Below are 26,568 nucleotides of genomic sequence, written 5' to 3'. Positions count from 1 at the left end.
CTCCTGCTGGTCGCAAGGCACCTTGGTGCACAGATTCGAGCAGCTGTCCTTGTCGAAGTCGTTGCCGTCGTCACACGCCTCACCCTCCTCGAGCAGGCCGTTGCCGCACACCGGCTGCGCCGGCCCTGTGCTCGACGATCCTGCGCCCGTGTCGTCGATCGCGCCCGTCGAACTGCCGGCGCCAGACGTGCTGTCGCCCGCCGTCGACCCCGTCGGCGCGCCGGAGGTCGTGGCGGTCTGCGAGTCGCTTCCGCCGCTCTCCGTCGCCGTGCCAGCGTCGCCGCTGCTGCCGGTCGGCCCGGCGCTATCGCCCGTCGTCGGCGTTGTCGGCGTCGTCGGCGTCGTCGGCCCGAGTGTGCCAGTCCCCCCGGTCGCGGCGTCGCTGCTGTTCTGGTCGTCACCGCAGGCCCCCGCGCCGAGGACCGCCGCCATCATCGCCACCCGGGAGAGCCCTCGAGACGTCGCCGAAAGAGTCATCATGATCGCCATTAGGCGGGTAATTCCACCCGTGAACAAGTCCCGTTTTCGCGCGCGGGCATGGCGCTGGACGGCCGCGGCCGGCGGAGCATTCTGTGGTACCCAAGCGACGGGGGCGTATCGCTATGCTGAATCGATCGTTGCGGGTGATTGCGCTCGCGCTGGCGGCGATGGCCGGTTGCGGCGGAGCGACCTCGACTGGCTCCGGGCGCGAGAGGGTCGAGCTCGGCAAGATCCCCGAGGGGGTGCTGATGCGCGAGCAACAGCCGCGCTTCTCCCCCGAGGCCCTGATGCTCGCGTCACGGGAGTCTGCGGAGATCTGGATCCCGCTGGCCTTGTTGAGCGAGATCGAGGCCGATCTCGCGGCGATCCGAAAGACCTATCCGCAGCTCGCCGCATTCGAGGTTCCTATCTTCATGCCCGATATGCTGCTCGTGACCCTCAAGCCGGACGCGCCCTTCGCGGACGCGTGGAAGGCTGGGCGCCTGGAGAGCGGGGAGGCGGAGCTCGACGCGGCCCTGCGGCACTTCAACGCGGTCAGCGTCCGTCGCTCCTACAGCACGACCGTCGAGGTCCAGTTTGCCCAGTCGCTCAACCTCGAGCGACTCGGCCCCGTCATTGAGGCGACTTCGCCGACGATCGAGATGGCGTTCGGCGACTCCAACGCGATCATGGGCCCCGAGCTCCATCGCTCGAAGGCGGCCGACGCACGGACCTACACCTTCATCGCCGGCTGCGGCGTCCCCGACGGCTGCACGGACAGGCACACGTGGATCGTGCGATTCGCGCCAGGCGGCGGCCCGACGATGCGTGAAACGATCACACCGTGACCGCCCGGGCGACAGCCGGCGCGACAGCTGATATGCTGCGCCGCCGCGATCGCGGCAGGAGGCAAGCACGATGGATAAGGCGTTCACCTGGGGCTGGTGGTCCTTCGATCTCGGCACGTACCGCCGCTGCGACGGCACCTACGCGCTCTACCCCTATTCGAGCCTGCCGCCGCTCGACGAGGGGTTGTTTCGCGGCGACTTCGCCTGGCTCGCGCCGGGGCGCCCGCGTCGTCCGCCGCGGCGACCCCCGCCGCTGTTCGCCCGCGCCGCGGCGCTCGGGCTGACGCTGCCGCCCGCGCTCGAGCGCTTCATGACCACCCCGGGGCTGCAGGGCGCGGTGCCCTCGTGCACGGCCTGCGAGTGGGACCTGTCCGAGGCGCCGCAGCCGTGCCGGGTGATGCCGGGGGCGTACACGATCCGCTTCCTCCGCGACCAGCAGGACTGCCTGTTCTGGTACCTGCACGTGCGCCCCGACGGCACCGCGCCGGTGCTCTGCTCGCCGATCCCCTTCGACGACCCGGAGCTCGAGGTTTCGCGCGAGGTGGTGATCGCTAACAGCTGGCTCGTCGCGCCGCACTTCGAGCACTTCGTGTATCGCTTCTGGATCGAGAACGAATTGTGGGATGCGCTCGATGACAGCGACCCCGAGCTGACGCCGGCGCAGCAGGCCTACGTGGCGCACTACGCGGCGGCGCAGCAGGCCGCCAAGGAGGCCGCCAAGAAGAAGGCTGCGGCGAAGAAGACCGCCAAGAAGACCGCGGCGAAGAAGGCCGCCAAGAAGACCGCGGAGCGAAGACGACCGCGAAGAAAACCGCCAAGAAGAAAACGGCGAAGAAAACCGTAGCGAAGAAAACGGCGAAGAAAACCGTAGCGAAGAAAACGGCGAAGAAAACCGCAGCGAAGACGACCGCAGCGAAGACGACCGCGAAGAAAACGACCGCGAAGAAAACCGCCAAGAAACCGCCACAAAGAAATCCACGAAGAAGCCGATCGCGGCCTCGCGTAGCGATCAGGTGATCGCGGGCAGCGTCAACAAGGCGCCGAAGCGTGCGCGCAGGGCCGCGGCGAGCCCGGTCAGCGCCTCGCCGGCCCAACTGACGGCGCAGTCGACCCGCAGCGAGACGATGCTGCCGGGATCCACCGCGATCAAGAAGCCGCCGAGCGACGTCGCCAGCGCCGTATCATCCATCGCCAAACGCTCGACCAGCGCGCGCCCGATCCTTACCCGCAAGGTCAGCCACTCGCCGTCGCGCCGCAGCTCGAGGTCGAGCTGACGCTTGCCGAGCTCGATATCGAGGACGCACAGCCGGGGGTGACGGCCCATGAACCCGATCCACCACGGCAGCGGCAGGGTCGCCATTCGACCCAGCGCCAGGACCAAGCGCAGGCGCTCGATCTGACCGGCGAGCGGGGTGCCGTCGAACCAGCGCCAGTCCTGGACGCCCGTGACGGAGCGGTGGACCAGGGTGAGCGCGCGCAGGCCGGGCAACGCCTCACCGCGGGTCACCGGCTCGGCCATTGGCGGCGGGCAGCGTGCGAGCCGGAGCTCGAGCGTGTCGATCCACGACAGCACATGGTCGCCCTGACACAGATCCAGCGCGGCGCGAAACGGCAGCGCGAGGCGCTTCAGGCCGCGCATCACCGGATCGGTGACGAGCTCGACGTGTTGTGTATCGAGCTGCTCGACGGTCGCCCATATGGGAGCGCCGATCGCGGGGTCACGACAATCCGCGGGGACCTTGCACTGCGCCAGGAAGCCGCGGCGAAACCCCACCTCGGTCGTGATGCCAGCGAGCGGCCCCAGCCAGCGATCATAGTTACGGCGCAGCAGATCGGACTGCCGCTTGCTCCCGCGGCCCGCCAGCTGCAAGCGGATGAATTCCCCGCGCGGATCGCCGGCCGCGTCGAGGTGCGCCGCATAGTCGAGACGCGGACCATCATCGGCGGGGCGCTCGTAGATCGCGGCCAGCAGCGCCGCCGCTCGCGGGGTGTGCGGCGCCACGATCACCGGCCCGCGCGCCCGCAGCTCGGCCCCCACGGCCGCATGCAGCCGCCCGAACGCCTCCTGGGTCATCAGCGCCTCGTAGTCGAGGATAATCTGCGGCGCGTTCAGCTCGAGCAGGCGCTCGAGGCGAACGCAGCGGTTGAGCAGCCGCGTGTAACCGGCGTCCTGCGGGTCACCCCGGGTGCCACGCCAATCCGGGGGCGTGACCGGCACCCGCGTGAGCAGCAGCCCGGCCGCCTGCTCCCCGAGGCGCGCCGCGAGCTGCCAGATTCCACGAATGCGACCGCCCTCCGCGGGCGGCGTGACCTCACCATCCGCGAGTATGTCGGGAGTCAGGCGCAGGACCCGGAGCAGCTCGGCCGCGCGACAGCCGAGGGCCGCGGCGATCTGCGGCGCGAGCCGGGGATGGATCAACGGCATCGGCGACACGATATGTCCCCAGCGTTCGCCGCGCAGCCGCCGCTCTCCGCAGAGCACACCGCAACGGTCGCAGCTCTGCCCGGCGTACTCGGGTCCGACCAGCTTGCCACACAGACATCGGAGATCCTCGGTCGGCCCGAAGATGCGCGCGCAGAACAGACCGTCGCGCTCGGGCATGCCGGTGCGTCGGTTCACCCGCTCGGGTCGGCGGACGCGACCGCTGCTGAGGGCCTCGACAGCCGCGATCGCGCCGAGCACCGCGCCCGGCTCCTCGGCGAGGTACAGCGCGGACAGGGACTCGGCGACCGGGCGCATCAGCACGGACGATACACCAGAGAGGCCGACGTGGGCGAGATCGTGCCGAATACGCCGACGGTGGGTGTCAGGGTAATTGTCGCCTGAAATCTACGCGTTCTTCTTCTTCTTCTCTTTCTTCTTCGAGCGGCGCGTGACGGCGGCGCTCGTTTCGGATAGCGTCGACGGCGATGTCGGGACCGGAAGCGAGTGAGGTGATTGTCATCGGCGCGGGGCTCTCCGGCTTGACGGCGGCGCGCCGGCTGCGGGCGGCCGGGGTCGCGGTGCGGGTGCTCGAGGCGCGCGAGCGGGTCGGCGGGCGCACGCTGACCGTCCCGTTCGCGCAGGAGTCGGTCGACCTCGGCGGGCAGTGGGTAGGTCCGACGCAGGACCGCGTGCTGGCGCTGGCGCTGGAGCTGGGGGTGGAGACATTCCCGCAGCATCTCCAGGGTCGCAAGGTGCTCGAGTTCGACGGCGAGCGACGCACCTACAAGGGCCTGCTGCCGCGGATCCCCGCGCTGGCGCTGGTCGAGCTCGGGCTGGCGATCTGGCGGATCGAGCGGATGGCCCGTCAGGTGCCGCTCGGGCGGCCGGAGAGCGCGGCGCGGGCCGCCGAGTTCGACGGGCAGAGCGTGGCCGAGTGGCTGGCGCGGCACGTCAAGCGCAGGCCGGCGCGGGCCATGCTGGAGATCGCCACGCACGCGATCTTCGCCCGCGAGCCGGCGACGATCTCCTTCCTGTATTTCCTGCACTACACACATTCGGGCGGCTCGTTCACGCGGCTGGCCGAGGTGCGCGACGGGGCCCAGGCGCTGCGCCTGCGCGGCGGGGTCCAGCAATTGTCGCTGCGCCTGGCCGAGCCGCTCGGCGCGGCGCTGCGGCTGGAAACGCCGGTGGTGGCGATCGAGCAGGACGGGGCCGGCGTGACGGTGCGGACCGCGGCCGGCGAGGCGCTGCGCGCGGGCCGTGTGATCGTCGCGGTGCCGCCGGCGGTGGCCCAACACATCACATTTGCGCCGGCGCTGCCCGAGCTGCGGCAGGTCGTGCACGAGCAGATGCCGATGGGCTCGGTGGTCAAGTGCGTGATCGCCTATCCGCGGGCCTTCTGGCGCGAGCAGGGGCTGTCGGGCGAGGCCGTGTCGAACGCGGGATTGCTGCGCATGGTGTTCGACGATTGCTCGCACGACGGGCGCCTGGCGGCCCTGGTCGGCTTCGTGATCGGCGACGCGGTCGCGGGCTTCGCCGCGCTCGCGCCGGCGGCGAGGCGGGCCGCAGTGGTCGAGGCGCTGGTGCGCTTCTTCGGGCCCGCCGCGGCGAGCCCGTCCGATTACGTCGATCACGACTGGACGGCGGAGCAGTGGAGCCGCGGCTGCTATGTCGGCGTCATGCCGCCAGGGGTGCTGACGCGGGTCGGCGCGGCCCTGCGGGCGCCCTGCGGGCGGATCTACTTCGCCGGAACGGAGACGGCGACGCGCTGGGTCGGCTACCTCGACGGGGCGATCGAGGCCGGCGAGCGGGCGGCCGACGAGGTGCTGGCGGCACGCGAGGTCGGCCGTGTGTGACACGCTCGTGCTGGTCGACGCTGGCGGGGTGTGGCTCGCCAAGAACAGCGACCGCGAGCCCGACGAGGTGCAATTGCTCGAGCACCACGCGGCCGGGCTGCACCCGGGCGACACGCGCTTGCAACTGGCCCACCCTGGACCTGGGCTAGATCTGCCACAGGCGGGCGCCAGCCACGAGATGTGGGTCTCGCGGCCGCGCTGGATGTGGGGCTGCGAGATGGGGGTCAACGCGCGCGGGGTGGCGGTCGCCAACGAGGCGGTGTTCGTGCGCCCGGCGCTGGCGGATCGCGGGATCACGGGGATGGACCTGCAGCGCCTCGCGCTCGCGCGGGCGAGCTCGGCCGCGGAGGCGCTCGCGGTGATCGTGGAAATGTTGGCAGTTTATCCCCAGGGCGGGCGCATGGGATACCGCGACCGGTCGATGCGCTACAGCTCGTCGTTCATCCTCGCCGACGCGCGCGAGGCGTGGGTGCTCGAGACGGCCGGGGCGCTGTGGGCGGCTCGGCGGGTCACCGGGGCGTACACGCTGTCGAATGTGCTGACGATCGAGGACGACTTCGATCAGATCCATCCGCAGGCGTATGCGACGGCGCGGGCGCGCGGGTGGTGCCGCGGCGCCGCCGACTTCGGCTTCGCCCGCAGCTTCGCGCGGCCGTTCTATCGCGTAATGAGCGGCGGACAGCGGCGCCGGGCCTGCACGCTGCGGGGGCTGACGCGCCTGGCCTCCGCGGGCCCGCTCGACCCGGCGGCGCTCGCGGGGCTGCTCCGCGATCACGGCGACGCCGGGCCGGAGGACGGGCTGCGTATGCACATGCCCTGCGCCCACGCGAGCTGGCTGCCGACCCGCGCGTCGGGCCAGACGACCGCGAGCATGCTGGCCAGGCTCGAGCCGGACGGCCCGCGCATGTGGTTCACCGGCAGCTCGTCGCCCTGCCTCGCGGTGTTCAAGCCGGTCGGCTTCGGCGGCGATCCACGGGCCGCGCTGCCGGTCGCCGGTGACGCGCCGGACGACAGCCTGTGGTGGCGGCACGAGCGGCTGCACCGGGTCACGCTGCAGGACTACGCGGCGCGGCGGGCCGCGTTCGCGGGGGAGCGTGCGGCGCTCGAGGCCCGGGCGCTGGCAGTCGACGCGAGCGACGCGGCGGCCGTCGCCGCGATCTGGGCCGAACATCACGCGGCGATCCCCGGCTGGACCGCGGCCGCGCGGGCGACGGGACGCCCGGGCTGGCGACCCTTTCATCGCTACTGGGCGCGCAAGGCCCGAGCGGCGGGCGTCTGAACGAACGCGCCCGCAGCTCGAACAGCGCTGAGTTCACGAGGCGATCGTTCAGGTCCGCCGCGCTGCGTCGGGCTGCGCCCGGCTCAGCTCCACTGCACGCGGGCGCGCAGGCCGGCGATGCTGCCGTCGGGCGCGAGGCCGACGACGTAGACCGGGTGGATCGGCGCGCCGCCCCGGGCCGCGCTCACGTCCTGGCCGACGATGTAGACGTGCAGGTCGCTCAGCGTCGACTGCATCGCCTGCGCCAGCGCGACGGCCTGCGCCGTCTGACCGGGGGTGTGCGCCTCGGCCAGGCGGGCGAAGAACTGCTCGGCGTCGTCGATGCGGGCGATGGCGTCCTGCGGGCCGTCGCCGTGGAGGTGCAGCGCGTCGCGGAAGGTGTGGGCGGTCAGCTCGGCGAGCTGCACCGGCGCGTGGAAGCTGAGGAAGCGCTCGTTGTGCAGCTCGGTGCTGTAGTCGTCGAACACGAGGCTGAAGGCGAGGGCCTCGAAGTGGGCGGCCAGCTCCTCGCCGCTGCGGCTGCGGCGGCGGGCGACCTTGACGGCGAGGCGGCCGAGCAGCGGCATGGCGGCGACCTCGTCGGCGGACAGGCCGTTGTTGTCGGTGTCGAAGGCGGCGACCAGCTGGGCGCGGGCGACGGCGAGGGCGGCGTCGATGTCGGTCCGGGTCACGCGCTCGCTGGCGCCGGCGCCCTGGCGGAGGATGAAGCGGTAGAAGAAGTCGACGAGGTCGCGCTCGGGCCCGGTGAGCTCGCCGATCTTGTGGCGGATCTCGGCCCGGCTGGTGATGCCGTCGCGGCCGCCAGCCTCGGTGATCTGGCCGGCCGCCCACTCGAAGGCGGCGTTGACGTGGGACTTGGCGATGCGTGACATGCGGTCCCTTCGTACAGGCTTCTGCTCGCGATCTCCAGCCCCACGCGCGTCTCGCTGACGGCGGAGCGCGCGACAGGCGCGGGCTCCTGCGCCCGAGAGCATCGCCGATCCCGGGGCTTCGCTGCCAGTTTTGCCTGCGGCGCCGGGCCCTCAGGGCGGGACCAAGTTCATGTCGTTGGTCAGGAGGATGCGGCCGATCGCGGACGACTCGCGGTAGCTGAACTCGATCTCGTGGACCCCGGCGGCCCACATCGGGGCCCACGGGTCCTCGATGTACATGCAGGCCTGGGCCATCGGGTCGCGCCAGTTGAGGCGGGCCCACTTGTAGCTGTTGCCCTGGTTGCTGCAGTCGCCCTCGAAGATCGGCTTCGGGTTCGGCTCGCCGTCGAGGGTGCAGAAGTAGGAGTCGTTGCTGCCCTGGTCGAGGGCGCGGACCCAGATGTACCAGGTGTCGTCGCAGGGGATATCGGGGCTGTAGAGCACCGAGCCCATGTTGTTCATCATCGGGTTGGGGAGGCTCGCGACCTGGCCCTCGCCGAGCATGCTCATCGTCAGCATCCAGCCGCCGGAGAGGGTGGCGTCGCCGGGGACGAGCTCGAAGCTCATGAGATCCTGGCAGGCGCCGCCCTGGCCGGTGGTGCTGCCGCCGCTGGTGCTGCCGCCGCTGGTGCTCGCGTCGGTGCTGCTCGCGGTCACGTCGGTGGTGGCGTCGCTGGTGGCTTCGGTGGTGATCGTGACGTCGGTCGAGGGACCGGCGCTGGTGCTCGCGTCGCCCGAGACGCCGCCGGTCGGGTCGTCGCACACGCAGGCGCCGAAGCCGGTGCCGTCGGGCTTGCAAACCTCGGCGCCCTGGGCTCCACCGTCGCACACGCACGACTGACTCTGGCCCGGCACACACACGCCTGCGGTGTCTCCGCTGGTGGGGGTCGTGGCCGACGTGGTGCTGCTCGAGGTCTCGGTGTCGCCGCCCGTGCCGTCGGAGCTCGTGCCCTCCTCGGCGGGTTTGCAGGACGACAGGAGCAGGAGCGTGAGTGGGACGACGTAAGCGCGTGACATGGGAGCCTGCATATCGCGGCCGCGCGAGGCCGACGAGTGAATTGTCGCCGCGACGGCGGGCCAGATCTCAGGATGCTCCCCGGGGCCCACCGCAGCGGGACCGCAGGGGGTGACAGCGGAGGACCTGGGGGCTGCGACACTCGGGCCGAGTCGGCGCGTTGACCGGCCCCGAAGTGCCCGGGTAGGATGGCGGCCTGCCTGTGTATCCGCGACAGCTCGGCGTGGTTGGTCTGGCGACCGCGTGCTCCCTCGTCCTCGCCTGCTACGCGGGCGTGGCGGCGGACGGCGAGGTCGGCGAGGTCGGCAGCAGCGTGACCGGCAACAGCGGAGGCACCGACGCGGGCGAGTCGGGCGGCGACACGGACGAGACGCCCGCCCCCCCGCAGGTGCCGGCGCCGACGATCCGCCGGCTGACCGGGTCCGAGTTTCGCCACAGCGTCCAGGATCTGCTCGGCCCGGTGACGCTGCTGGACGTCGAGGCCGACTCGGCGCAGGAGGGCTTCTTCGCGGTCGGTGCGGCGCGGGTGGCCCTGTCGCCGGCCGGGGTGGCCCAGTACGAGGCGGCGCTCGGCGACGCGACGGCGCAGGCCTTCGCCGACCCCGTCACCCTGGCGCCGCGGCTGGCCTGCGTCCCGGCGCTGGTGAGCGACACCACCTGCACGCGCGACGCGATCGCCAGCTTCGGTCGCCGGGCGTGGCGGCGCCCGCTGACCGGCGCCGAGCTGGAGCGCTACCTCGGGATCGCGGCCGCGATCGGGGCCGAGACGGGGAACGCCAGCGAGGCGCTGCGCTACGCGCTGTGGGCGATCTTGCAGTCACCCAACTTCCTCTACCGCGTCGAGGTCGGGCAAGCCTCGCCGGCCGACGGCGGGCGGCTGAAGTTCAGCGCGTACGAGATGGCGTCGCGCCTCGCGTTCACGCTGTGGAACACCCTGCCCGACGAGGCGCTGCTCGACGCCGCCGAGCGCGAGGAGCTGGCCGAGCCGGCCGGGATCGCGGCCCAGGCCGCGCGCATGCTCGCCGACCCGCGGGCCAAGCAGGGCGTGGAGAACTTCGTCGCCGAGCTCTACAGCCTGTGGCTGCTCGACGAGAAGCTGAAGGACGACCTGCTGTACCCCGAGTGGACGCCGACCCTGCGCGCCGCGATGCGCGACGAGCTGCTGGCGCGCATCGACGACGTCGTGTTCACCGCGCCGACCGACTTCTTCAGCCTCTACGACAGCCGCAAGGTGTTCGTGAACAACGAGCTGGCGCAGGTCTACGGGCTGCCGCTGGTCGATCCAGACGCCTGGCGGGCGGCCGAGCTGGCCGCGGACAGCCCGCGCCTGGGCCTGATCGGCAGCGGCCTCCTGCTGGCGATGAACTCGCTGCCGGCCCGCACCTCGGCGACCGAGCGCGGGCAGTTCATCGCCGAGTCGCTGCTGTGCCGCACCGTGCCGCCGCCGCCGCCCAACGTCGACACCAACCTCGACAAGGACGACATGGGCAACGAGCCGCGGACGCTGCGCCAGAAGTTGGCGCCGCACCGCGACAACCCGGCCTGCGCGGGCTGCCACAACATCACCGACCCGCTCGGCCTGGCGCTCGAGCACTTCGACACGATGGGCCGCTACCGCGAGTTCGACCAGGGCCTCGTGATCGACGCCAGCGGCGACCTCGACGGCCTGCCCTTCGCCGACGGGGCCGAGCTGGCGACGCTGCTGCGCGGGCACCCAGACGCGCCGGGCTGCCTGGTCCGCAAGCTCTACACCTACGCGGCCGCGCACCCGCCGTACGGGAGCGAGGCGGCGACCCTGGCGGCGATCGAGGATCGGATGGTCGGCGCCGGCAATCGCTTCGCCGAGCTGCTGCTGGCGATGGTCAGCCACGACGACTTTCGCTTCGCCAACCCGGCGGGCAGCGAGATCAAGCCCGACGCCCCCGGGCCGGGAGACATGCCATGAGCCGCACACCAGCGACGCCCAACGCCCGCCGCAGGCTGCTGCCCCGCCGCGCCCTGCTGCGCGGCGTGCTCGGCGGGGCCGTGATCGCGGTGCCGCTGCCGCGCCTGGCCGGGATGCTCAACGGCAACGGCACCGCCCTCGCCGACGGCACGCCGCTGCAGCCGCGCTTCGTCACCTGGTTCTTCGGCAACGGGGCCGACCCCACGCAGTGGGTGCCGGCGGCGGTCGGTCAGGGCGACGCCTGGGCGATCAGCCCGTCGCTCGTGCCGCTCGCCGAATTCAAGGCGTGGCTGTCGGTGCTGTCGGGCTTCGCCGTGAAGGTGCCGGCCATCTACGCCCACAAGTCCGCGCCGGCGGCGGTGCTGACGGGCGCGCAGGCGGTCGACGGCGGCGACGTCCAGCTGCCCTCGCTCGACCAGAAGATCGCGGCGCTGATCAACGCCGACACCGCCTTCCCGGGCGGCGTGCACGTCGGCATCAGCGACGTCACCGGCGCCGGCGCGCTCGACTTCAACATCTCGTTCAACGGCCCCAACGCGCCGAACCCCCCGGAGTACAGCCCCGCGGCGCTGTTCGCCAAGCTGCTGACGCTGTCGGGCGAGCAGCAGCCCGACCCGGCCCTGCTGCGCCGCAAGCAGCTGCTCGACGTGATCGCCGAGGACACCCGCCAGCTGCAAGCGCAGCTCGGGCGCGAGGATCAGATCCGCCTCGAGCGCCACCTCGACGGGCTGGACCAGCTGCAGACCCAGATCGACGCCACGATCAACGCCGCCGACTGCGGCGTGCCGATCGATCCCGACGCGGCCTACCCGAACCGCGGCGCGGACGGATCGATCAGCGTCGACCGCTGCCGCGCCTTCGCCGACCTGCTGACCTTCGCGCTGTCCTGCGAGCTGACCCGCGTGGCCACGCAGGTGTTCAGCTGCGCGGCCTGCCACGCGCCCTACATCGAGGCGGGGCTCGGCAACGTGACCTTCCACGAGGACTTCGGCCACCGCCTGAGCCCGCAGGGCGTCGACTACGCGACCGCGGGCCACCACGCGGGCGTCGCCTACACGATGAGCTGCCTGTCCGAGCTGGTCCGGCGCCTGCGCGACACGCCCGACGGCGACGGAAACCTGCTCGACAATTCCGTGATCTACACGACCTCGTGCGTGGCCCTGCCGTGGGACCACCTGATGACCGACTTCCCGATGCTCGTGCTCGGCAAGGGCGGAGGCCTGCTGCGCGGGGACCTGCACCACCGGGTCGACGGCGACAACGCCAGCAAGGTCCCCTTCACCCTGCTCAAGCTGTTCGGCAGCCAGGAGGCCAGCTTCGGCAAGGACGAGGGACTGGTCAGCGAAACCGTGCCCGCGCTGCTGGCGTGAGCAGCTCCGGACCTGTGTCCGCCGCGCGCCGCCACAGGCCGACCGCACGCCGACCGCACGCCTCCACAGGCCGACCGGGCACCGACCGCGGGCCGCCCGCGACCGACCGACCGTGCGAGGGCTTGCGCAGCGCGGACCTCACGCGGCGCCGGACTCGAGGACCAAAGTGTGACGGCATCATGACGGCGGCCTCGCTTGCTATTTGCGACGCTCTCGCCACGTGCAAGAGCCGATCGCCATCCCCGAGAGGTTCGCCCATCTGCCGCTCCCCGCGGCCGATCGCGGCGTGTACTGGCCCGGCTTCATGCCCTTCCTCGGGGTCCACCTCGCCTGCTTCGCCGCGCTGTGGACGGGCGCAAGGCCGGTCGACTGGATCGTGTGCGGCGTCCTCTACTTCCTCCGCACCTTCGGCGTGATGGCGGGCTACCACCGCTACTTCTCGCACCGCGCCTTCAAGACCAGCCGCGTGTTCCAGTTCGTGCTCGCGTTCCTGGCCGAGACCTCGGGGCAAAAGGGCGTGCTGTGGTGGGCCGCCCGTCACCGCCACCACCACAAATTCTCGGACCTGCCCTGGGACGTGCACTCGCCGCTGCAGCGCGGCTTCTGGCACTCGCACGTCGGCTGGATCGCCGAGCTGAACACCGAGGGCACCGACCGCGAGGTCATCCAGGATCTCACGCGCTACCCCGAGCTCGTGTGGCTCGACCGCCACTGGATGTTCCCGCCGCTGCTCGCCGGCACGGCCGTGTGGTACGCGTTCGGCTGGTCGGGCCTGGTCGTCGGCTTCTTCCTCAGCACGGTCCTCACCTGGCACGCGACCTTCCTCGTCAACTCGCTCGCGCACGTCGTCGGCAAGCGCCGCTTCGCGACCGGTGACACCAGCCGCAACCACTGGCTCATCGCCGTCGTCACCCTCGGCGAGGGCTGGCACAACAACCACCACCACTACATGAGCTCGGCCCGCCAGGGCTTCTACTGGTGGGAGATCGACGTCACCTACTACGTGCTGCGCCTGCTCGCCTTGTTCGGCGTCGTCTGGGACCTGCGCCCGGTGCCGCCCGCCGTGATCGCCGAGGGCCGGGCCCGCGACGCGGCGTGCACCACCCGGTCCGGCGGCTGAGACCTCAGAACACCCCGCGCACGAGCAGCCCGGCCTGCCCCTGGCCGCCGTAGGGCGCGATGCGGGCGCTCAGGGGCTTGCGCCGCGACAGGTGGTCGGTGAGCAGCAACAGCCCCGACCCGAGGGTCATGCCGATCCCGAGGCCGGTCAGCATCGACGCGCCGAGCCGGTGGCCGATGCCGCTCTCGTGGACCCGGTGTTCGGGGTCGCTCGGACCGAGGCGGGCCTGGTCGCGGCGCAGGTAGTCGTGCATCCACACCGCCCCGCCGACCAGCGCGACGCCGCCGACCCCCAGCTCGATGTACGCCGCCCGCCGCTTCGACTGAAACAGCGACGGCAGGATCCCGAACACCGCGCCGAGCCCGGTCATCATGACCGCCGCGCCCGCGGTCTGGAAGGTCGCGGCGCGCCGCAGCTCGCGGTGCAGCGTCGCCGTCGGATACGCGGCCTCCACCGCCGCCAGCTGGGCCGCGTCCGGCGTGGCGCCCTCGGCCACCCCCGCGTCCATGAGCGCCGCCTTGTCCTTCTTGGTCGCCCGCGACTCGATGTTGGCCCCGCCCACCGCGAAGCCGACGCCGGTATAGAACGCGACGCCCATCGCCGCGGTCACGCCGATGACGAGCTTCCTGTCCTTCACGAAGCGCGGCGGCGCGGCGCTGCGGGGCCGCGGCGCCGCGACCTGCGGCGCCGGCTCGCGCGCGAGCAGCACGACCCAGACCGCCTCGCCGGGCCCGGCCTCGGCCCGCTGCGGGCTGGCGATCGGCAGATACCCGGGCACCAGGGCGCGCACCGTCCACGCCCCGGGATCGAGGCGCAGCAGCGTCGCCGCGGCGATCGGCATCGCCGGCACCCCGGCGGCCTCGACCGTGACGCGCGCGTCCGGGCCCGGCGTCACCGCCTGCGACGCGCCCCCGATCTGCTCCCGCAGCAGGACCCGCACGCTCACCAGCTGCGCCTGTTCACCGGCGATCTTGGCGTCGAGGAAGGCCCGCAGGACGTCGGACATCGGCCCCAATTGCTCGACCATTCGCGTCAGCTGCTGCAGCGCCAGCATGTGCTGGCCGGCCCGGCTGCGGGCCATCGCCGCGTGGTACAGCAGCCGCGGATCGCCGAGCTCGCGCCACAGCGCCTCGAGCTGATCCGCCTCCTCGGCGTGTCGTCCGGCCTGCCCGAGCCGCTGCGCGTACAGGACCTCCAGGCGCGGCGGCGGCGTCAACTCGGACGGCAGCTCGGGCACCGGCGCCAGCGGGCCCGCGACCTCCGTGTCTTGATCGCGGTCGCCGGGGCGGTCGGGGTCCTGCGCGCGGGCCTGCCCGACCACAAGCGAGGTCACGAGCGAGGCCATGAGGACCACGACCCACCGGCCGCGCTGCGAGGTTGCGAGGGACAGCATCGAGGTCGCCGGCATGATGCCACAGCGCGCCTGCCCTCGCCTGCCCTCGCCTGCCCGCCGCCGCACCGCTCCGACCCTCAATTGGGCGGATTACAGGTGACGTTGTTGATCTGCCCGCCGGCCATGTCCGAGTAGGTATATGGCTGGTTCAGGCCGTCGTAGGTGGTGATCTCGTAGGTGTCCGGGTGGATGCGATGCGCCGTGGTGCCGCCGAGGATGACGGCCCAGATGTAGCCGTCGACGTCGACGCCGATGCCGCGCGCGTTGCCCTGCGCCGGCAGGATCACCGTGTCGCCGATGAGCATCGTCTCCGCGTCGACCCAGCCGACGCCGCCGGTGGTCGACTTCCAGATCCGGCCCTTGAGGTCCTGGGCCACGCCGCTGCCGCCGACCCCCGGCTGGTCGCCGATCTGGTTGACCCATTGCATCGTCATCGGGTCATAGCGCGAGGCCGCGTCGGTCCACACGCGGCCCTTGTTGTCGACGGTGATGCCGTAATTGCCGCCCGGGAAGGTCTCGTATTCGAGGGTGTCGTAGCTGACGTGGACGATCGTGTACGCCGACCAGATGTACATCCACAGGTCATTGTTGTAGTCGACGGCCGCGCCGTAGGGCCCGAAGGTGCCGCCGCAGGTGACCTCGGGCATGTGGATCGTGTCCTCGACGACGCCGGTGTCGCCATTGACGCGGTACACGAAGATGCCCGCGGCCCCGTCGCAGGGCCAGGTCCCGCCGATCGTGCCGTTCGCGGCGGCGGTCCAGATCTTCTGATCCTCGTATTCGCAGGTGACGTCATTGTACACACCCGAGGTCCACGCGACCGGGCGCTGCGTCGTCGCCTCGGGGAAGGGCGTGTGCCAGGCGATGCACTCGTCCAGGTCGAAGGCCAGCACGTCGTTCTTGCCGGTCGAGGTCTCGATGGCGCCGTTGCCGTTCTTGTCCGCGCAGTACTCCTTGCGCGCCCACACCTTGGTCAGCCCGCCGGCGCGGTTCGCCACCGCGACGGCCTTGGCGTCGATGCTGACCGATGTGCGTGAGGGGTTACCTGCCGGCTGCGGCCGCGTCTGGTAGCGGCCGACCTCGGTCATGTCGCGGGTGTCGATCTTGCTGAGGGTGTGCTCGCCCGAGTTGGCGATCCACACATAGCTCCAGTCGGTGTTGCCGCACTTGGTCTGGCACGTCGGCCCGTCCGTCTCCTCCGTGCCGATGTCGAACTTGAAGCCCATCGAGGTGCTGTCGCCCGACGCGGCCGAGGTCCCCGTGGCGCTCGCGCTGCTGGTGCTCTCGGCGGCGTCCGAGTCGCTGCCGGTCGGCGTGCTCGTCGAGGTCGTCGGCGCCTGGGTCGTCGCCGTCACCGCGCCGCTGCTGCTCGCCGTCGCGTCGGCGGTCATGGCCATATCGTCCCCGCACGCCAGCAGGGCGACGGGCAGGGCACACACCACAAGCACGGAAATCACGGAACGGTCGGTGCAGCGCGCCATCCTCACAGGGTATCCCCGGGCGCCATACGAGGGCAATCCCCGCTCTGCAGGTCCACCGCTGCGGGCCCTCGCCCCGGACGTTCAGCGCGGGGGGCCGTCGACGATCCGGCCGTCGACGATCCGGCCGTCGACGATCTCGACGACCCGGTCGCAGCGCTCCGCGATACGCGGGTCGTGGGTGACGATCAGGAACGCGATCCCCTGCTCCTTGTTGACCCTGCGCATGAGCGTGAAGATCTCCTCGGCGGTCCTGGTATCGAGGTTGCCGGTCGGCTCGTCGGCCAGGACCAGCGGCGGCCGCCGCACCAGCGCGCGGGCGATGGCGACGCGCTGCTGCTGACCGCCGGACAGGCGCCGCGGGTCCTCGTCGACGCGGTCGGCGAGGCCGACCTCCGTCAGGGCCTCGAGGCTGCGCCGCCGCATCTCGCGGGTCAGGCGCGGCTGGTCGGCGGCCAGCGCCATCATCACATTCTCGCCGGCGGACAGCGCCCCGATGAGGTGGTGGAACTGAAACACGAAGCCCAGGCTGCGCGCGCGCAGCTGCGTGAGGCCGTCGTCGTCGAGCCGGTCGCTGCGCTCGCCGAGGACCCACACCTCACCGGCGGTCGGCCGGTCGAGCAGGCCGACGAGGTTCAGCACGGTGCTCTTGCCCGAGCCCGAGGGGCCGATCATGGCGACGAATTCACCCCGCTCGATGCGCATGTCGATGCCGTGCAGCACGCGGGTGACGACGGCCTCGCCGAACTCCTTGATCACGCCGCGCAGCTCGAGCACAGGATCAGGCATTGCGGATCGCCGTCGCGGGGTCGAGTCTGGCCGCGCGCCGCGCGGGCAGCAGCGCGGCGAGCAGCCCGGTCGCGGTGGCCACCGCGGACGCGGTCAAGAACAGCTGCGCGTCGAGGACGATCGGCAGCAGCGGCCCCCCGCTGGCGTCGGTGACGGCCTTGCCGAAGCCGACGGCCAGGGCGGCGCCGAGGCCCGAGCCGAGCAGCGAGCCGCCGACGCCGACGAGCCCGCCTTGCAGCAAGAACACCCGGGTGATGCGGCCGCGCGACATGCCCATCGCGCGCAAGATCCCGATCTCCCGCGAGCGCTGGATGACCGAGACCACCAGGACGCTGGCGATCCCGATGGCGACCGCGAGGATCACGAAGGCCTGGATCACGGCGCTCGACGAGGCCTGCGAGCGCAGCGCGGTCAACAGCTCCGTGTTCGCGGCCATCCAGCTCTCGACCTCCAGCCCGGTGCGACCGCGCAGCCGGGCCGCGAGCGCCTCGGCCGCGAACAGCTCGGGCATGCGGAGCTCGATCGACGACACCCCGCCGGTCAGCGCCAGCAGGGTCTGCGCGTCCCGCAGGGCGACCAGCACCCACACGTCATTGGCGGCCTTGTTGCCGAGGTCGAACAGGCCGCGCACGTCGAACAGCTCGCTGGTGCCGTCGGCCGCCTGCAGCCGCAGCCGGTCGCCGACGGTGACGCCGAGCTTGCCCGCGAGGCCGACCCCGATCACGGCGCCGCGGTCGGCGACCGTCAGCGCACCGGCGACCATATGATCGGTCAGGTCGATGACCCGCGCGAAGCGATCGAGCACGACGCCCTTCACGACCACGGCCTCGGTGCCGTTCCCGCGGACCGCGAACACCGGGGCGGTCGCGCTGGGCGACGCGGCGGCGACCCCGGCCTCGGCGTCGAGCGCGGCGAGCAATTGCTGCCAGCCGTCGATCGAGCGCGTGCGCTGGGCCGTCGCCTCGACCCGGCGCACGACCTCGTCGCCGAGCAGCGGCCGCGCGCGCTCCTCGGCGGGGCGCACGACGACGTGGGCCTGGGTGCCGAGCGTCTTCTTCAGGAGGCTCACCTCGAGCCCGGTCATCAGCGACGACAGGAACACCATCACCGTCACCCCCGCGGCGACCCCGGAGGTGATGAGCAGCGTCTGCATCCGTCCGTCGCGGAGGATGCGGAGCGCGAGGAACCAGTCGACCCACATCAGCGCGGCTCCGCGGCGACGCGCACGCGGTCGCCCGGCGCGACGCGGACCGACGCAGGGATGACGCGCTCGCCGGCCTCGACGCCCCGCACGACCTCGACGCGGGTGTCACCGGACATGCCCACCGCGACGTCGCGGCGCTCGGCGTGCGCCCCCTGGACCACGAGGATCCACGGCTTGCCCTCGGCGAGGCCGCGCACCGCGTCGGCGGGCAAGATCGTCGTGCTGGCCCGCTCAGCCACCACGATCTCCACCGATACGGTCATGTCGGGGCGAAGATAGGCGGGCGGCGCCGGCACGGCCAGGCGCACCTCGATGGTGCCGCGGCGCGGGTCCACGGCCGGGGCGATGTACGTGACCGTCGCGGCGAAGCGGTCGTCGGGGAAGGCCTCCGAGGACGCGGTCGCCGACTGTCCGACCGCCAGCAGCGCGAGGTTGCGTTCATCGGGCTCGATGACGAGTTCGGTCTCACCCTCGCGGACCACGACGAACGCCGGCGTGCCCGCCTGGACCACGTCGCCCTGCTCGACCATCCGCGAGATCACCACGCCGTCGAAGGGCGCCGTCAGTCGGTGATAGGCGAGCCGGGCCCGCGACGCGGCGAGCGCGGCCTCGGCCTGATGCTTGGCGGCGTTGGAGCTCGCGCGCCGCGTCCCGCTGATGTCAGCCTCCTGGTTCTGCGCCGCCCGCAGCTCGCTCTCGGCGAGCGACAGCGCGGTGCCTGCGTCCTCGAGGGTCTCGCGCGTGGCGGCCCCGCCGGCGAACAAGAGCTGAATCCGCTGGTGCGTGCGCTGGGCCTCGTCGAGCTGGGTCTGCGCGCGCGCCACCTGCTCACGGGCGTCCTTGAGGCTCACCGTACGCACCGTACGCACCTGCACGCTGGCGGCGTCGACCGCCGCTTTGGCCTGGTCGAGGGTCGCCTGGGCCTCGATGTCGTCGAGCCGCATCAGCTCCTGACCCGCCCGGATCTTCTGGCCCTCGTCGGCGCCCAGGGTCGCGACGCGACCGGCGACCAGGGTGGCGAGGCTCGCCCGCGCCAGCGGGCGCACGCGGCCCGAGGTGACGATCGTCTGCGCGAACGGCCCCTGCTCGGCCACCACCACGGCGACCCGCGGCCCGGCCAGCCGCGGCCACGCCAGCGCCGCGCCGCCGGCGACGACGAGCGCTCCGGCGGTGATCCACACGAGGACGCGGCGACCTTTGCTTCTCGTGCTCATGACCGCGGCTGCCTCTGCTTGCCACAACCAGCGCGGTTCGACAACATGGCGATCGTCGCGCGTGGGCCTTTTTTTGGGGCGGCCGATCGTGCCAGGCGCGCCCGCCGCGGCCAGCGCACATCCTTCGCGGTCCGGCGATTATCTATACACATGTCTCATAGGACATATGATGAAATCACCTCCGCACCGCCCACGCTTGCTGATCCCGCGGGCCGCGCCTATCCTGCCCCGGTGCAGCGCCTCCCGCCCGCAGCCGCCTGCCTCGCTGGCCTGCTCGCTGGCCTCCTCGCCTGCGGCGGCGACGCGCAACCCGAGTCGGTCGCCTTCGCCGAGCTCTGCGGCCAGGCCGGCCCGGTGCGCCTGCTGGAGCTCGCCCCGGGCCGCCAGCTGCACTCGTTCTCGGTCCCCTTTCGCGTCGACGATCGCCACTACTTCCAGACCAGCCGCGGCGTCATCGACCCCGGCGGCGGCGCGCTGGCCACGGAGTTCGAGGCGTGGAGCTGCGGCCCCTGCGGCGAGTCGCCGCGCCTGCACGCCAGCGACCTGACGTGGATCTCGACCCAGAAGGAGCGCTGGCCCGGCGTCGTCGTCGGCTGCGGTGCCACCAGCGACGCCCTGGTCCTGCTCGATCCTGCGGGCGGCCCGGCGACCCCGTTCATGCCCGGCGTCCGCTGCGACGACGACTGGTCCGAGCACGGCGTCGTCGCCGTCGACGGCGACGAGGACGACAGCGCTGACCAGCAGGCGGCCTTCGGCGCGCTCGTGCTCTACCCCTACCCCGAGGACCCGCGCGCCGCAGCCCCGCCGCCGATCGTGCTCCACCCGCAGATCCGCCTGCTCCCGGCCGTCAGCGACCCCGCGATCAGCCGCGGCTTCCTGCTGCGAACGCGCCCCGACGAGGTCCTCGCGCTCGACGCCGACGACAACCTGCTCCGCTTCGACCTCGAGTCCGGCACCTCCACCGTCGAGGCCGCGGACGTGCTCAGCTTCCGCGTCTCGCTGGACGACGGCCGCTACCTGCTGTGGCAGCACACCGCCGCCGCGACCCTCGATCTCAAGCCGATCGAGAGCGCCGTGATCCTGAAGGACCGCGCGACCGGCACCAGCGTCGCGCTCGGCGAGACCGCCCTCACCTACAGCCCGGACGCCGCCTATCACGTCGCCGACGGCGTCCTCCCGCTGTGGCTCGACGGCGACCGCATCCTCCGCATGTTTCGCATCCCCGAGCTCGCGGCCCAGGACCTCCCGCGCGGCAACGCCTTCGAGGCCGTGCTCGACGAGCGCCGCTGGCTGATCAGCTCGCTGCGCCACAGCACCGTCTCGGTCTTCGACAGCGTCACCGGCGAGGCGACGATCCTGCTCGTGCACCGCGGCGAGGTCTTCGACGCCAACCCCACGCGCGCCCTCTTCCTCGCCCGCGACGGCTACCAGGAGCCGCCCAAGGGCCCCCTCTACCACCTCTCCTTCGACGGCAGCGACGGCCGCGTCGCGGCCCCCCGCGCGACCCAGTTCGCCCGCCTCGCCAGCGCCTCCAGCCTCGTCACCCCCGTCGAGCTGAGCCGCGACGGCCGCGGCCCGCTCCTGCTCGTCGACCTCGACACCGGCGAGGAGCGCCTCATCGACGACCCCGTCCCGGCCGCCTCGTTCCGCCTGGGCGCCGGCTTCGGCCCGGGCCACGTCGTCTACTCGGTCGACGACGGCCCCCGCTCCGGCATCTACGTCGCCCGCCTGCCCGATCCCGACTGAGGACCGGCAGGAATCTGCCAGTGCCTATCCTGCTTATCGAGCAAGTAGCTGGCAAATAGCTGGCAAATAGCTGGCATTCGTAAACCCCCGCAGAACAGCCCTGCGGCCGCTCTGACGCCAAAATCGGGAGATCTCTCCGGCCCGCCAGCGCCGCCCCAGGCGCTCACGCGCGGTCGCGGTGGCAGTTATCGCCGCAGCAATGCGGGCTTCGTAAACAGCTCCCCAGCTTTGACACCTCCCGAGATTCGAGGAACCGCGGTATCGCAGCCCCACAGGGCAGCTTTGCGGGCTTTCACCACGATCGCTGATTCGCCGCCCGGGTCGATTGACACGCCCCGGCGGGGCCATCAAAGTGCAATCACTGGATCGGCCCAAACCCGGCTTTCCCGGGCGTTCGGGGCCCTGTTGGACCAGATCCAACAAAGCCCCGCCAGGACTGATCTCAAGGATAACTGCGATGCAAAATAACACCTCGACCGTCGCCCCGTCCCTGGCCTTTCAGGCGCGCCGCACGCGCGTCGCAACCACGCATTCGCACGAGGCGACCTCCCCCGAGCTGAGCAGCGCCCACGACAACGCCGGCTTCCTCGCCCCCTACTTCCGCGACCTCTCCGCCGTCGACGTGATGACCCGCGACGAGGAGCTCGCCGCCGCCGTCCGCCTCGCCAGCCTGCGCCAGACCTACTGGCGCTCCATCCTGTGCTACCCGCCCTTCATCGACGGCATCTGTGAGCTCGCCGGCGAGCTGCTGCCCGCCGACACCTGCCCCGCCGAGGCCCTGGACGCCATGCGCCGCGCCTCCCGAGCCCTCCGCGACCGCGACCTCCTGGTCCACCAGAAGGCCTACGAGGCGGCCCGCGAGCGCCTCACCCTCGCGCTCGCCGAGGCCGACGTCGACGGCGTCGTCTCCGACCGCGTCCTCGCCGACCTCGGCAGCGTCGAGGCCGGCCACAACGAGGGCCTCAGCATCAAGGTCAAGCTGCCCCGCCGCGGCAGCCTGCCCTTCATCGCCTACATCACCACGGCCCGAGCCAACCACCACGCGCTGTGGAGCGTGAAGAACGCCTTCGTCAAGGCCAACCTCCGCCTCGTCGTCACCATCGCCCGCCGCTTCAACCACGGCCGCCTGCCGCTGCAGGACCTCATCCAGGAGGGCAACATCGGCCTGCTCAAGGCGGTCGACCGCTTCGACCACCGCAAGGGCTTCCGCTTCTCCACCTACGGCAGCTGGTGGATCCGTCACGCGATCAGCCGCTCGATCGCCGACAAGGCCCGCGCCGTCCGCCTCCCGGTCCACATGATCGACGCCTACAACAAGGTCTGTCGCGCCCGCCGCGACTTCGAGACCCAGCACGGCCGCAAGCCCGACGAGGCCGAGCTCGTCACCCTCACCGGCGTCAGCGCCGAACGCCTCCAGCGCATGAACTACTCGCTGGTCGAGAACCCCGTCAGCCTCGACCAGCCGCTGTCCGGCGACACCGGCCTGACCCTCCTCGACGCCGTCGAGGACACCCAGACCCTCGAGGCCGCCGCGATCATGGACCACGAGCTGCTGATGTCCAACCTGCGCGAGGTCTTCACCGGCCTCTCGCCGATGGAGGCCGACATCCTCCGCAAGCGCATGGGCATGGACGACGAGCAAGAGCTCACCCTCAAGCAGATCGGCGAGCGCTACTCGCTGTCCCGCGAGCGCATCCGTCAGCTGCAGGAGCAGGCCCTCGGCAAGCTCCGCGACGAGTTCAAGCGCCGCGACCTGTTCTAGCCTCCCGCGGCCCACAGCGGCCCCATTGCGGCCCCACAGCGGCCCCGCGGCCCGGCATCTCCGGCGCCGCACCGCCACACAGCCGGGCGGCCGGCGCGATCCCCCGCTCGTCGGGCATTGACCGCGGCGCGCCGTTGGGGGCACCCTTGCCGCGACCTCCACCATGGTTGTACGAGCAAGCGACACGGGCGCGAAGAATCCGCGCCGGCCCCGCGGATGGACGATGCACTCGATCCCGCTGGCCGAGGAGGACGCACCGCCCTCGCTCACCGACCCCGCCCTCGACCTCTCGGCCGACCTCCGCGGCACCATCGTCGCCGGCCGGCACGAGCTCGCAGAGCTGTTCTTCCACGGCGACCACGGCAGCGTCTACCTCGGCCGCGACACCCACACCGGGCGCCCCGTCGAGGTCAAGATCCTCGCCTCCGAGTCCGCCACCTCCGCCGCCGTCGATCGCTTCCGCGAGCGCTCGCGGCGGATGCTCGGCCTCTCGCACCCCGGCCTCGCCGCCGTGCTCGGCGAGGGCATCACCGAGAACGGCCTGCCCTTCGTCGTGATGGAGCACCGCGAGGGCCGCAACCTCCACCACCTGCTCGGCGACCCGCGCCTCGCCTGGCCCGCCCCGGAGGCGATCCTCCGCCAGCTCGCCGAGGCCCTCGCGGCCCTCCACGCCCTCGGTGTGGTCCACGGCAACGTCTCGCCCGGCAACATCGTGTGGATCGAGGACGAGGGCGCCGCACCGCGGGTCCAGCTGGTCGACCGCGAGTTCACCGGCGCCGCCGAGGAGCTCGCCGCGTTCGGCGGCCTGCCCCACGAACCCGCCCCCGCCGACGACCTCCACGCCCTCGGCGTCGTCGTCTACGAGCTGTGCACCGGACACATCCCCACGGCCCAGGCGGCCCCGAACATGCACGGCGCCGACGCCCAGGTCGCCGTCCCCGAGCGCTTCGAGTCCGTGGTCCTCGCCCTCGTCGACCCCGACCCCGCCGGCCGCCCCACCAGCGCCGTCGCCCTGCTCGACCTGCTCGACCGCGCGACCACCGGCATGCACCCGGGCGACCTCGACTTCCTCGCCGCCCTCGCCGAGCCCGAGCCCGCCCGCTTCGTCACCCACGGAGCCACCCAGGTCGCCATGGGCCGCGAGCCCGAAGCCCCGCCCCGCTTCGTCGCCCACCCCGAGGCGCTCGGCGCCCCGACACACCGCTTCCCCGCGGACCCCGACGACGAGCCCAGCGCCGCCGACTTCTTCGCGGGCGCCGTCGCTGCTGGCCACACCGCGAGCCCCGGCGCGACCGACCACACCGCGAGCCCCGTCGCCGCGGGCCCCGACCTCGGTCGCGTCGATCAGCCCGTCGATCAGCCCGCCGATCAGCCCGCCGATCAGCCCGCCGATCAGCCCGCCGATCAGCCCGCCGATCAGCCCGCCGATCAGCCCGCCGATCAGGCTCCCGCGCACCCGAGCGACACCGCGACCGTGAGCACCCCCCTGCCCGAGCCGGGCCCCCAGGCGAGCACGAGCGCCGCCGACGTGATGAGCTCCCTCCCCGGCCCCGGCCTCACCGCGAGCCCGCGCGCCGACGCGAGCGCGAGCCAGGCGACCGCACCGCGCCTCACCGCCAGCGAGCCCGCGCTGCAACGCGGCAACGTCAGCACCGCGGCGCACATCGAGCTCGCCCTGCGTCGCAACCGCGGCCCGGTGCTCGTCGTCCTGGTCTGCGCGGCCGTCCTGATCGCCGTGATCGCGTACCGCCTGCGCGGACGCGACGAGGCCACGCCCGAGTCCCCGGAGCGCGCGCCGGTCACCGCCCCGCCGCACGCCCAGCGCACGGTCCCCGGCCCGCCCGAAGCTGCGGAGGTCACCCTCGCCAGCGGCGCCCCGCCGCCGATGCCCGCGGTCCCCGACCCCGACCCGACCCCCACCACCGTGCCCGCCGAGCCCGCGACTGGCACCACCACGGGCACGACTGGCACCACTGGCATCACCACTGGCATCACCACTGGCATCACCACTGGCATCACCACTGGCATCACCACTGGCACCACTGGGCCCGCCACCGCGCTCCCCGATCAGCTGAGCGCCGCCGAGTTTCGCCGCCTCATGCTCCGCAGCAACCGCAGCGAGCCCGCGCGCAGCTGCTATCGCAAGCACGCCAGGCCCGGCGAGGACGAGGTCTCCGTCATCGCCCTGGTCACGGCCGCAGGCCGCATCCAGAAGCCGCGCATCAGCCCCGAGATCCCGCTCGCAGATTGCCTGCGCAAGGTCGTGCAGAAGTTGGAGCTCCCGCCCGCCACGCGCCCGGCCCAGCACAACTTCGTATACCGGCACCCCGACTCGCTGTGACCCCAGCCCGCCCGGCTGAGCCCGCGAAACAACACAGATCATTCGCGGCTGACCGGCGGCACATCAGGGCCCACATTCGTGGCCTCGCCCGCGCGTCCCGTCACCGTGTAGATCACGACCCGCGCGCGCCGCCCCTTGACCTCGACCTCGCCGACGCGTTCGCCGACGAAGCCGCCGCCGAGCAGCATCCAGGTCGCCTCGCTGACGAGGATCGCCGCGCCGTGCTGCTTGGTCAGGCCCTCGATGCGCGAGGCGAGGTTCACCGCGTCACCGATCACGCTGTACTCTGATTGACTGCTGCTGCCGAGCATGCCCGCGGCGACCTCACCCGTGTGCACGCCGATGCCGATGCGCAGCGGCGGGTCGCCATCGGCCTCGCGGTACTCGTTGATCTCCCGCATGACCCTCTGCATATCGAGCGCCGCCCGGACCGCGTGCACCGCGTGGTCCCGGCGCGCCTCGGGGGCGCCCCACAGCGCCATCAAGCCGTCACCGAGGAACTTGTTGACCGAGCCGTCGTGGCCCTGCACCACCTGGGTCATGCGCCCGAAGTAATCATCGAGGAAACGCAGCACGTCCTCGGGGGCCCGCGATTCGCTGTAGCTGGTGAAATCGCGGATGTCCGCGAAGAGCAGCGTCACCTCGCGCCGGGTCGGCCGCAGGCCGCTCTCGCGACCGGCGAGGATCGCGTCGACGACCTTGGGGGCGACCAGCCGCGACAGGCTCTCGCGTCGCTTGAGATCGACGAAGGCCTGGCGGACCGCCACGCGCGTGTACCACAACAGCGTCGCCGAGGCGGTGAAGCCGAACACCACGAAGCTCCAGCGCGACCAGCTGAACGCGTCCGCCGCGTGCATCGCCGTGGTGAAGGCGACGATCGCCAGCACGGTCGAATACACCACACTCTCAGCGCCGTAGCGCAGCAGTGAGTAGCTGATCACGAGGCCGAGAAAGGTGACCATCCCCTCGAGCTCGATCTCCCCGTGGCGCAGGTCGATGAGGGTCATCGTCAGCACGAAGCCGACATCGAAGGTCGTCGCCATCAGCGGGTAGAGCCGCGCCTTGATCGGCGAGGTCTTGAACCGCCGGACAGCGACGAAGGCGGAGATCGCGAACGCGGCGTAGATCGCGACCACGATCCCGCGACGCGGGTCGTGATCGGGCGCGCCCTCGATCACCTCACGCAGCAGGCCCTGACTCACGGCCATCAACGCGAGCGCGACCAGCCGCACCGCGGTCACCCGGCGCTCGCTCTCCAGCGCCCGCGCCGCGAGCACCTGGCGCTCATTGTACTCGCCGCTGGCCCGCGCCAGCGTCGTCAGTCTCGTCTCGCGGCGCGCCCCCACCAGCTCCGGCTCCGCGGCCAGGATACCCGATGTGCCGGTCGGCGCGAAGCGGCACCCGGTTGTGGAC

The 26,568-nt window shown here is 72.1% G+C and carries 20 protein-coding genes and 1 pseudogene; 11 read left to right on the top strand and 10 right to left on the bottom strand.

Going from position 1 to position 26,568, the window contains the following annotated elements:
* On the bottom strand, nt 1-480 hold a 480-nt coding region (locus tag IPJ59_RS28615), incomplete at its 3' end, for a DUF4215 domain-containing protein (RefSeq protein WP_366524710.1).
* Between the two features lie 137 nt (nt 481-617).
* On the opposite strand from IPJ59_RS28615, the gene IPJ59_RS28610 reads away from it, so the two are divergent.
* The 3 genes and pseudogenes from IPJ59_RS28610 to IPJ59_RS38225 form a co-directional block, all read left to right on the top strand.
* Entirely contained in the window at nt 618-1,307 is a 690-nt protein-coding gene (locus IPJ59_RS28610; RefSeq protein ID WP_293274147.1) for a hypothetical protein, read from the top strand.
* Nucleotides 1,308-1,377: 70 nt separating this feature from the next.
* Nucleotides 1,378-2,151: a hypothetical protein gene (locus IPJ59_RS28605; RefSeq protein ID WP_293274146.1), complete on the top strand. Its 774-nt coding sequence runs from the start codon at nt 1,378-1,380 to the stop codon at nt 2,149-2,151.
* A gap of 5 nt (nt 2,152-2,156) precedes the next feature.
* A pseudogene (locus IPJ59_RS38225) lies at nt 2,157-2,324 on the top strand (hypothetical protein); the annotation flags it as partial.
* On the opposite strand, the gene IPJ59_RS28600 reads toward IPJ59_RS38225, so the two are convergent.
* Nucleotides 2,317-4,047 carry a TIGR02996 domain-containing protein gene (locus tag IPJ59_RS28600; protein WP_293274145.1) on the bottom strand — a complete coding sequence of 577 codons (1,731 nt, stop codon included), beginning with the start codon at nt 4,045-4,047 and terminating at the stop codon, nt 2,317-2,319. The pseudogene IPJ59_RS38225 and the gene IPJ59_RS28600 sit on opposite strands and share 8 nt — an antisense overlap.
* 170 nt (nt 4,048-4,217) lie before the next feature.
* On the opposite strand from IPJ59_RS28600, the gene IPJ59_RS28595 reads away from it, so the two are divergent.
* Together IPJ59_RS28595 and IPJ59_RS28590 are read left to right on the top strand one after the other, a co-directional pair.
* Entirely contained in the window at nt 4,218-5,588 is a 1,371-nt protein-coding gene (locus tag IPJ59_RS28595) for a flavin monoamine oxidase family protein (protein WP_293274144.1), read from the top strand.
* Entirely contained in the window at nt 5,581-6,867 is a 1,287-nt protein-coding gene (locus tag IPJ59_RS28590) for a C69 family dipeptidase (RefSeq protein WP_293274143.1), read from the top strand. The genes IPJ59_RS28595 and IPJ59_RS28590 overlap by 8 nt, the downstream gene beginning before the upstream one ends.
* Before the next feature lie 83 nt (nt 6,868-6,950).
* Here the strand turns inward: IPJ59_RS28590 and IPJ59_RS28585 are convergent, their stop codons facing one another.
* Together IPJ59_RS28585 and IPJ59_RS28580 are read right to left on the bottom strand one after the other, a co-directional pair.
* Nucleotides 6,951-7,739: a nuclease A inhibitor family protein gene (locus tag IPJ59_RS28585; RefSeq protein ID WP_293274142.1), complete on the bottom strand. Its 789-nt coding sequence runs from the start codon at nt 7,737-7,739 to the stop codon at nt 6,951-6,953.
* A 150-nt stretch (nt 7,740-7,889) separates the two neighbouring features.
* Nucleotides 7,890-8,795, bottom strand: a complete 906-nt coding sequence (locus tag IPJ59_RS28580; protein WP_293261315.1) for a hypothetical protein — start codon at nt 8,793-8,795, stop codon at nt 7,890-7,892.
* A gap of 200 nt (nt 8,796-8,995) precedes the next feature.
* Between IPJ59_RS28580 and IPJ59_RS28575 the strand changes: the two genes are divergently transcribed.
* The 3 genes from IPJ59_RS28575 to IPJ59_RS28565 all read left to right on the top strand — a co-directional run bounded on the left by IPJ59_RS28575 (nt 8,996) and on the right by IPJ59_RS28565 (nt 13,228).
* A complete protein-coding gene (locus IPJ59_RS28575) occupies nt 8,996-10,738 on the top strand; it encodes a DUF1592 domain-containing protein (RefSeq protein ID WP_293274141.1) in 1,743 nt (580 codons plus the stop codon).
* On the top strand, nt 10,735-12,108 hold the full coding sequence (locus tag IPJ59_RS28570) for a DUF1552 domain-containing protein (protein WP_293274140.1): 1,374 nt from the start codon (nt 10,735-10,737) through the stop codon (nt 12,106-12,108). The genes IPJ59_RS28575 and IPJ59_RS28570 overlap by 4 nt, the downstream gene beginning before the upstream one ends.
* Before the next feature lie 220 nt (nt 12,109-12,328).
* On the top strand, nt 12,329-13,228 hold the full coding sequence (locus tag IPJ59_RS28565) for an acyl-CoA desaturase (RefSeq protein WP_293274139.1): 900 nt from the start codon (nt 12,329-12,331) through the stop codon (nt 13,226-13,228).
* Between the two features lie 4 nt (nt 13,229-13,232).
* Here the strand turns inward: IPJ59_RS28565 and IPJ59_RS28560 are convergent, their stop codons facing one another.
* From IPJ59_RS28560 to IPJ59_RS28540, 5 genes are all read right to left on the bottom strand, one after another.
* A complete protein-coding gene (locus IPJ59_RS28560; protein ID WP_293274138.1) occupies nt 13,233-14,621 on the bottom strand; it encodes a hypothetical protein in 1,389 nt (462 codons plus the stop codon).
* 77 nt (nt 14,622-14,698) lie between these two features.
* On the bottom strand, nt 14,699-16,060 hold the full coding sequence (locus IPJ59_RS28555) for a Vgb family protein (protein ID WP_293274137.1): 1,362 nt from the start codon (nt 16,058-16,060) through the stop codon (nt 14,699-14,701).
* Between the two features lie 123 nt (nt 16,061-16,183).
* The gene (locus IPJ59_RS28550) at nt 16,184-16,888 is read right to left on the bottom strand and encodes an ABC transporter ATP-binding protein (RefSeq protein ID WP_293261333.1); all 705 of its coding nucleotides are present in this window, start codon (nt 16,886-16,888) and stop codon (nt 16,184-16,186) included.
* Nucleotides 16,881-18,089: an ABC transporter permease gene (locus IPJ59_RS28545; protein WP_293261336.1), complete on the bottom strand. Its 1,209-nt coding sequence runs from the start codon at nt 18,087-18,089 to the stop codon at nt 16,881-16,883. Before IPJ59_RS28545 ends, IPJ59_RS28550 begins: the two co-directional genes overlap by 8 nt.
* On the bottom strand, nt 18,089-19,306 hold the full coding sequence (locus tag IPJ59_RS28540; RefSeq protein WP_293261339.1) for an efflux RND transporter periplasmic adaptor subunit: 1,218 nt from the start codon (nt 19,304-19,306) through the stop codon (nt 18,089-18,091). The genes IPJ59_RS28545 and IPJ59_RS28540 overlap by 1 nt, the downstream gene beginning before the upstream one ends.
* A gap of 231 nt (nt 19,307-19,537) precedes the next feature.
* On the opposite strand from IPJ59_RS28540, the gene IPJ59_RS28535 reads away from it, so the two are divergent.
* The 3 genes from IPJ59_RS28535 to IPJ59_RS28525 all read left to right on the top strand — a co-directional run bounded on the left by IPJ59_RS28535 (nt 19,538) and on the right by IPJ59_RS28525 (nt 25,155).
* The gene (locus tag IPJ59_RS28535; RefSeq protein WP_293274135.1) at nt 19,538-21,052 is read left to right on the top strand and encodes a hypothetical protein; all 1,515 of its coding nucleotides are present in this window, start codon (nt 19,538-19,540) and stop codon (nt 21,050-21,052) included.
* Between the two features lie 457 nt (nt 21,053-21,509).
* Nucleotides 21,510-22,814 (top strand): sigma-70 family RNA polymerase sigma factor, encoded by a 1,305-nt coding sequence (locus IPJ59_RS28530; protein WP_293274134.1) that lies wholly within the window; start codon nt 21,510-21,512, stop codon nt 22,812-22,814.
* A gap of 223 nt (nt 22,815-23,037) precedes the next feature.
* Nucleotides 23,038-25,155, top strand: coding sequence for a protein kinase domain-containing protein (locus IPJ59_RS28525; protein ID WP_293274133.1), 2,118 nt, complete (start codon nt 23,038-23,040; stop codon nt 25,153-25,155).
* Between the two features lie 38 nt (nt 25,156-25,193).
* Here the strand turns inward: IPJ59_RS28525 and IPJ59_RS28520 are convergent, their stop codons facing one another.
* Entirely contained in the window at nt 25,194-26,501 is a 1,308-nt protein-coding gene (locus tag IPJ59_RS28520) for an adenylate/guanylate cyclase domain-containing protein (RefSeq protein ID WP_293261351.1), read from the bottom strand.
* Nucleotides 26,502-26,568 lie beyond the last annotated feature (67 nt).

The sequence above is a fragment of the Nannocystis sp. genome, assembly GCF_016714285.1.
In the GTDB taxonomy this organism is placed as follows: domain Bacteria; phylum Myxococcota_A; class Polyangia; order Nannocystales; family Nannocystaceae; genus Nannocystis.
The sequence above is the reverse complement of the archived record's forward strand: the minus strand, read 5'-3'. Positions and strand labels throughout refer to the sequence as shown.